General features: G+C 39.2%; 4 protein-coding genes. 2 read left to right on the top strand and 2 right to left on the bottom strand.

What is annotated here, in order from left to right; translation table 11 throughout:
- Window positions 1–291 precede the first annotated feature (291 nt).
- Window positions 292–687 carry a PD-(D/E)XK nuclease family transposase gene (locus BMW36_RS15920; RefSeq protein ID WP_175480496.1) on the top strand — a complete coding sequence of 132 codons (396 nt, stop codon included), beginning with the start codon at window positions 292–294 and terminating at the stop codon, window positions 685–687.
- A gap of 208 nt (window positions 688–895) precedes the next feature.
- Here BMW36_RS15920 and csaB read toward each other — a convergent pair whose 3' ends face one another.
- Complete coding sequence (gene csaB / locus BMW36_RS15915) at window positions 896–1,972, bottom strand: polysaccharide pyruvyl transferase CsaB (protein WP_245711718.1); 1,077 nt, start codon at window positions 1,970–1,972, stop codon at window positions 896–898.
- A 2-nt stretch (window positions 1,973–1,974) separates the two neighbouring features.
- Window positions 1,975–4,005, bottom strand: a complete 2,031-nt coding sequence (locus tag BMW36_RS15910) for a DUF5693 family protein (protein WP_139180332.1) — start codon at window positions 4,003–4,005, stop codon at window positions 1,975–1,977.
- A 602-nt stretch (window positions 4,006–4,607) separates the two neighbouring features.
- On the opposite strand from BMW36_RS15910, the gene BMW36_RS15905 reads away from it, so the two are divergent.
- Window positions 4,608–7,922 carry an S-layer homology domain-containing protein gene (locus BMW36_RS15905; protein ID WP_089742920.1) on the top strand — a complete coding sequence of 1,105 codons (3,315 nt, stop codon included), beginning with the start codon at window positions 4,608–4,610 and terminating at the stop codon, window positions 7,920–7,922.
- The last annotated feature ends 38 nt before the right edge of the window (window positions 7,923–7,960 follow it).

Here is a 7,960-nt window from a genome sequence, read left to right as displayed (position 1 = left end):
ATCAGGACGAAATCTCCTCATGCAACCCCAGAGATTTGGTTGTGAAGCTGCAATCAGAACGAAAAGTGAGAAGAGCAATGATAAGATTTGTCCTTAAATCATTTTTCTAACTCCTAGACTGCAGCTGTTTTATAGTAAATGATTATAAACATGAATGAAGCTTGATAGAATAATTAATATATACAGAAACGATGTTATAATGAAAATAAAGCTTTGGGGCGATGAAAAAAATGGAAACTAAGCTTCTAAAACGAGTATCACTGGATCGGCTGATGGATCTTAAAACTGATTATGAATTTATATTTATTTCCACAAATGAATCGTTTCCATACATCATTCCGACTACATGAAGACAAGGAATTGTTTCCTTTAACAGATGTGATGGAATTTAATTTTCTGGAAATGCCTAAATTAATTAATGACTGGAAACAGGAGAAGCTAGATCCGTGGAATGACCTGCTGGCACGATGGATGTTGTTATTAGGAATAGTCGACCATCGGAGTGGGAAAGTTTATGAGGGCATTTATAAAGAATTGAAGGATATCGCCATGAATGATGAAACTTTAAAAAATGCTTTCCAAGGCTGGGGTATTTTAAGTGCGTCACGGGATGAGATGTTAGAATACGAAGCAATACTAAAAATTATACTGGACGAAGAAGAGGCTAAAATAGAAGCTGACTTATGAGAAAAGGAAGCACGAGAACAAGGTATAGAACAAGGCCGTAAGCAAGAACGAAAGAACCTGATTAAACGAATGCTAACCCAGGGTCTATCCACCGAGCAAATTGATGCCATTGCAAAAACGACAGTAAAAGAAGTAGAAAAAATAAAAGAAGAAACAGACCTCCATCCAAAAAGCTAGGCCCCCAAAAAGGACCTAGCTCTCATCTAGTCTATTCAAACACCCGAATCGCCATCTCCGCAGTCTCCCTAGCCTTAGCCTGCTGAACAACAGCCTTCTCCTTCACAAGCTCCTGCACCTCATCAAGCACAGCAAGCTGCCCCTTCACAACCTCAAGCAGCGAACCACTATCCCAATCACCATGATTCACATGCCCACCAACAGGCTGATCCATCAGCTTCGCAAAAGAATCCACCTTCGGATCATAACTCACCGCAACAAACGGCGTATAAACAATACTCGCAAAAATCAGCGAATGAAGCCTCATCCCAATCAGCAAGGAAGACTCCCGAATCACCGCAATCTTCTCCTCCATCGGAATATCAGCAGACATCACATAAGCATCCTCATCCATCAATCCAACAAGCTCATTCGAAGACCGGTAATCCTCATCCCCATGAAACGGAACAAACACCACCGAATAACCATCCCGCACAAGCCCATCCAGACATCCAGCAATCCGTTCCTTAAACGGCTGATCAGAAGGCCAGTCCCTCACACTCACCGTCACAAACGAACCTGTAATATCCGAATCTTCCACCCATTTACTAGAAAAAGTACGAGCATCAAGGCCGAATACGGGGTCTGGTACAATTACCGTCTCCTGTTTTAATCCAAGTGATGTTAACAATTGTTGTGAGTCGCGATCCCGCACTGTAATTTGATCAACTTTGTTAAGGGTTGACTTCACGATCCATTTGCTCAGTGGGTGATCGACAGGGCCGATCCCCTGTGAATAGATGAAGACAGGTTTCTTATGCCATTTTGCAATCCGCATAATACCTGAGTAATATGGTACAGACTTCATCCCTGTCTTATCCTGGAGGAGGCTTCCGCCTCCACTGATTAATCCATCTGATATCTTTAATACATTACTTACTTCTTTTAACTTCCAGCGGTTCACTGCCTGTACTTGATGCTTGCCGGCAGTAGAAGCTGGATCATTCGATAAAACGGTAATCTCCATATCAGGTTTGATCTCGCGCAATGACTGGATGATTGCTGTCAGTATTGCTTCGTCTCCTTCATTATTAAAACCGTAATATCCTGATAGTACAACATGCATCATTATCACCCTGCCTTTACAAGCTTTGCAACACTAAGGTAAATCCATCTGTAAATCAGAATCAGTACCAAACCTAGCAGAAATCCAAATACTAAACTGTACGCTGTACGCCATAAGGAAATATATACTGGAATATGCAAATGGGAGAATGTATTAACGATTGACAGGAAACCAATGCTTCCTGGTATTAATAAGAAACGTCCCCACTTTTCATGCTGCCCCATCACATATACACCTAGTATAAATAGTGGAAAGCCAATCAGGAATTCCTTCGTTCTTGGACGTACATACAATAACTCTTCTAATTTCTGACGGAACACAATTTCGAAATCTGTGGCAACACCTTCATTACCTGTACGTGTAATGTAGTAATAAATTACTCCACCTGCAATAGCCAACAATATTAAATGCCAATACTTCACTTCTGCATTTGCCAGCTTTGCCGCTAGTTTAGTGGACCTTTCAGCAGTGCTTCCTCTCAGACGGTGATACATATCGGTCACTGGTTTCACTAATGCCCACAATGTTACAACAACCATGGGAATAACATAGACCAGAATAACCCCTCGGAACTGGGCGAATCCAGTAATAAACTCACTTCCATTTAAAATACCAATCATAATCGCAATCCCTGCAAAGCTGATCCCGATAGACTTTAAATAAATCAATGAAACATCTTTTAAACTACCCTGCGCTTTACGGAAATGTATCGTCGCAAAGATTGCCGTCAGTAATGCAATGCCTAAGCCATATGCCTGTAACATTAACGTCATATTTGTAACGAGGTAACCAACTGTTAGAAGTCCTGTAACAATCACCCCTGCAATACGGATCCACATTAACTGGATAAATTCCAATGCAAGATAAGTGAAACCAATACCTGCTAACAATACAGCAATCGTCGACCATAACGGAACATTGATCTCTTCAAACGGTTCCGGTGTACCAAGACTGAACTGGTCAGGCATATGCTGTGGCACACGTTCTAAAAAGGTGACCGTTGCTTCAAGACTTTCCACAGGTTCCACCTCTGTCGGTACATGGATAAATACAGAGCGGATATTCCTCTCTTTTACTGCACGGACAGCTGTCTGCACGGATTTTGCTATCGAATCACTTTCCACCGTCAAACTGTGGAGACGAATAAAGTCAAAGTTGCTCGTATAGGCGAAAGTAGGCAAACCTAACTGGTTGACAAATTCTATCGAATAAAAATCATAACCTGCTTCATTTAACTGTGATGCATAATTCTTCATTTTATTGGAATCTGGGTGCCCAATTACTTCTTCCCCGGAAAATAATAAGCTAGAAATCTGATCATCTTTTAATTGAAGTAAATCCTGAATGGTTTGAGCATTACTCGATTCCTGGTTCTCTAACCGGAGGACATACTCAAATCCCGATTCTTTTACCATATCGATTTTTGATTCATCATAGCCGAAATATGATTCAAACTGGGAATCATCCTTTAATGTACCTTCAGTCTCAGCTTTTGCTTCCATTTCCGGGTTGTTGCTCTCCGTCACAAGTTCCTCTTCTTCAACTGCCGGTTCATCGTCTGGAGGAGAGTCCTCTGTTTCATTCTTTTCATCAATAAAGTAAAGTCGCTCAGAGCCAACCGTAATCTCTACAGGCTGGAAGAAGGATTTAATTTTTTCATCATAATATTCTTCTTCAGGAGCGGTAACGTAGAATCCTGTTTCATCATCAACCAGCGCATCCGAATCTTCATGGAACCGGACAATGTCACGTAATTCCTTTACTTCATATTTACTGATGATGTCCTGTTCTTCCCATTTCGATAGAGAATCAGGTTCAAAGGAGATTGTCGTTAGACCAGCTTCCCGTAATTCTGTTAAAACCTCATCCAGATCCAGATTTTCATCCTTTGTTAATTCATAAATTTCATGAAACGGAATAATCATATTATATGTATTACTATTCGTCTCTTTGTTCCATCTTTCCATTATTCCGGGAATAGCGGCCAGAATCAGTATAATTGTTGCAATCCATACCCATTTTTTTAGCTTCAACATGTTACTTCCTTTCCTTATTAATGTAGGTTTTAAATTTTTCATTGTATACATAAGTTATTATGGACAATTTTGCTATTAATTCTCCCCACGATATTATAACAGAAATATAAGGAATTAGAATAGGTGTAATGACTGTAATATTCTTTTAAAAATGATGTCAGAAAAAAGATGAAACAGAGGAACAATGTAGTAATTTATGGTCGAACAGAAGGAAATTCTATCATATAAATAGAGATTTATGTAAAATATGAAATATATTAAGGAAAAGTGTTTACATTGCTTAATAGTTTTGATAAAATACTTTTAGCTTTTGACATCACAAGTAGGCAATCAATACTAGAATGAAATAAACTTGTAATCATTTTGGGTCATTTTTTCACTGTATTACGATTGTCTGAAAAGCGTTAAAAGTTGAGAACTTATTAATCTATGAAATTAGCGAAAATACTTGACATTAGTCGGTGCACTAAGTAAACTGATTAGTGAAGAAAATTTTTGCTTAATTTTTACTTGTCTGGAACTGTTTTCATTAAATATTACATAGGTTAATAGTTTCAAGATTAAGTAAGTAATATTTGTAAAATACGAGGAGGAATTTCTAAATGGCTATTTCTAAAAAGTCAAAAGTATTCGCAACATCTTTAACAGCAGCTGTTGCAGCTAGTGCTGTAGTACCATCTGTTGCTGCTGCAAGTTTACCGGATGTACCTAACACTCACTATGCAGCTGATCATATCAATGCATTAGTTGAAGCTGGTATCATCACTGGTTACGAAGACGGTACATTCAGACCGGAAAGACAAGTTGAGCGTGCGGAAGCAGCAGTAATGCTTTCAAAAATCCTAGGTTATGATGCAGATTCTGCAACAAGCGCTGGATTCACTGACGTTGCTGCAGATGCATGGTATGCTAACTACGTTAACGTATTAGCTAACGATGGCGTTATCGCTGGTTTCGAGGACAACACATTCAAACCTTCAGATTCATTAACTCGTGCGGAATTTGCTACATTAGTAGTACAAGCGTACGGTATTGAAATTGAAGAAGCTGATCACCCATTCACTGACGTGCCAGCTGACGAATGGTATACTCCATACATCGAAACTCTTTATGCTAACAACTTAATCGCTGGTAAAACTGAAACAAGCTTTGCTCCTGAAGCAAACATCGAACGTGCAGACTTTGCTATGTTATTAGCAAACGCTGATTATGCATTCGGTGATACTCTACAAAAACCATTAGCAAATGGTGTAGAACAAATCGCAGCTGTTAACAACACAACTGTAGAAGTTGATTTCGAAGCAGCAGTTTCTGATGTAGATTCAATTGACTTCTCTATTGAAGGACTTGACGTAACAAATGCGGTTGTTAAACAAACTGACGCATCTGTAGTAATCCTTACAACTTCTGCTCAAGAAGGTGGAGAAGAATACACAGTTTCTGCAAACGGTGAAGAATTAGGTACTTTCGAAGGTATTTCTTCTGTAGTTCCTGATGAAATCAGCTTTGTAGAATATTCTAACCAATCTAAAGTTGGTGACGAAATCACTTTAAGAGCTGATATCGGTGTAGAAGAAGCTGGTGTACCAGTAACATTCAATATCGATGCTCCAACAGGAAGCCTTAACGAAGATCAATTAGTAGAAGTATATACTAATGAAGATGGTATTGCTGAATATTCTTATACTCAATATGCAGCAGATACTGATACAGTTTCTGTATACCCAACTGGTGCGCCTCAAGTTCGTGCACTTAGCAAAGTATACTGGGGTGTAGCTGATATCCTTGTACTTGAACAAGAAGAGTCAGATACTACTCTAGCAAATGGAGACAAGAAAACTTACAAAGTAACATTCAAAGATCCTGAAACTGGTGAACCAGTTGATCATGCATTATTAAATGTTTCATTCCTTGAAAACATTGATGTAAAACCATCTGACGTTGTAGACGCTGTTGTTGGCGATACAGATAACGAAGATGGAGCAGAAACTCCTTACCAGACTACTGATAACGATGAAGCAGGAGTAATCATCGAAACAGATTCTAATGGTGAAGCAACATTCACTGTAAGTGGAACTAACACAACAGTAACACCAGTTGTTTGGTTAGACAGTGCTTATAATGAAGCTGACGAAAATGATGAAATCAAACGTGATCTTGAGAACGCGCGTTTAGATTCTACTGAACTTCAAACTATTGGTAACTCTGTAACATTCAGAGGTGCTCAGGAAACTAATGAATTCAAAGTTGAAGGTGAAGATTTAACTGTAAGCCTTGGATTAGTTAGTGACGAAGATGAAGCAGCAGCAGGTTCTGATAATGGACGTAAATATACTGTTACTGTAACTGATGAAGACGGAGATGCTTACAAAGGCGGTATCGTAAACGTTGCACTTAACGAAGATATCGACGGACTTCGCTCTACTGAAACAAACGCTTGGATTGGAACTTCTGATGATGATCCAAACGGTGACGACCTATTAGGTGATGTTTTATCAGGTAAAGGTGAAGGTGAAATCCAACTTAAACTTGATGATGACGGAAAAGCTGAATTCTTCGTATTCGGTCAAGATGATGAAGTAGCTACTCCAATTGTGTGGATTGATCAGAATAATGCTCAAAATACACAAGCTGGTTACCTTGAAGAAGGAGAACCAAACCTTGTTGCAGATACAACTAACTTCGAAGACGAGCGTGTAGTTGGTGCTGTTCTTGGTGTAGTTGGAGAAGACGAAACTGAAGTAGAACTTGAAGACGGTGAAGATCTTGAAGTTGAATTCTACGGTGTAAACCAAAGTGGAAACTACTATGATGCAGAATATGATGTAACTTATGTAGTGAAAAACACTGGTTCTGAGCCAGTAGTATTAAATGACTTAGGTGTATATGAAGATGGAGAAGGTAACTTAATCAACACAGTTGATGAAGCTACTATCGAAGTTGGCGGAAGCTTAACACTTCATAACAACGACGCTTCTGGTGTAGATGGATTCAGTATCTCTGGTAACGAGGGTGCTGCTGTACAAGTAACTGCAACTGCAGTAACTGAAGACGACAACGTATGGAACACTGGTGATGACCGTGAAAACAACCTACGTATCGTTCCAGAACAAACTATCGAAGCTGATTTCGTTGGTGATCAAACATCATTATTCACTGGTACTGTTGTAGCAATTGATGGTACTGAAATCACTATCCGTGACGTTGATGGTGTTGAGAAAACATTTGATTATGATGGAGACGATCTATTCACTCCAGAATCTGATAATGAAGTTCAACAAAACCACTTCGCTTCATTACTTACTGTAGGTGACATTGTTACTTATACAAAAGATTCTGATGACAACGAAAAATTCGAAATCATCGAAGACAACGAAGGTAACGCAGCTCCAGTTGTAGAAGCAATTGCAACTCAAGAGCTTGTAGTAGACGGAGAAGTATTAACTATTTCTGCTGATCAATTAGCAACTGACTCTGATACTTTAACTTTAGCTAACCCAGTTATCGTTAACGAAGGTATCGAATCAACTGTAGCTATTGACGAAAATGGCGATTTAGCTATTACTCCAGGAAGTGTAGAAGAAACTTTCACAGTAGAAGTAGAAGTTTCTGATGGAGTAAACGGCGCTGTTACAGCAGAAGTTGAGGTGAGTGTAGTGGATGAAGGTACAGTAAGATTAAGTGACTTATCTGATCAAGGTGCATTTGCTTCTGAAGATGTAAGTGGTTTTGGTTCATTCGTTAGTATCCCAACTGCTGCATTAGATGGTGCTACTTCAGCATCTGTTGTAACTTTAACAACTGCTGATGGTACAGAATACACATTGACTTATAACGAAAGCAACGATGTATTCTATGCTTCAGGTGTGAGTGCTGAACCAAGTGAGCTTGAAGCTGCTGTTGTTACAGTAAACTAATTAATATATCAACACCGTTAGTAGATTGGGATTACTCT

Origin of the sequence: Gracilibacillus ureilyticus (genome assembly GCF_900111195.1) — a bacterium.
GTDB classification, from domain to species: domain Bacteria; phylum Bacillota; class Bacilli; order Bacillales; family Amphibacillaceae; genus Gracilibacillus; species Gracilibacillus ureilyticus.
This window is presented reverse-complemented; position numbering and strand designations above follow the sequence as displayed.

Bases quoted from the DNA above. Each gene is read 5' to 3' on its own strand.
- csaB (WP_245711718.1), bottom strand. From the start codon at position 1,972: ATGATGCATGTTGTACTATCAGGATATTACGGTTTTAATAATGAAGGA.
- BMW36_RS15910 (WP_139180332.1), bottom strand. From the start codon at position 4,005: ATGTTGAAGCTAAAAAAATGGGTATGGATTGCAACAATTATACTGATT.
- BMW36_RS15920 (WP_175480496.1), top strand. From the start codon at position 292: ATGAATTTATATTTATTTCCACAAATGAATCGTTTCCATACATCATTC.
- BMW36_RS15905 (WP_089742920.1), top strand. From the start codon at position 4,608: ATGGCTATTTCTAAAAAGTCAAAAGTATTCGCAACATCTTTAACAGCA.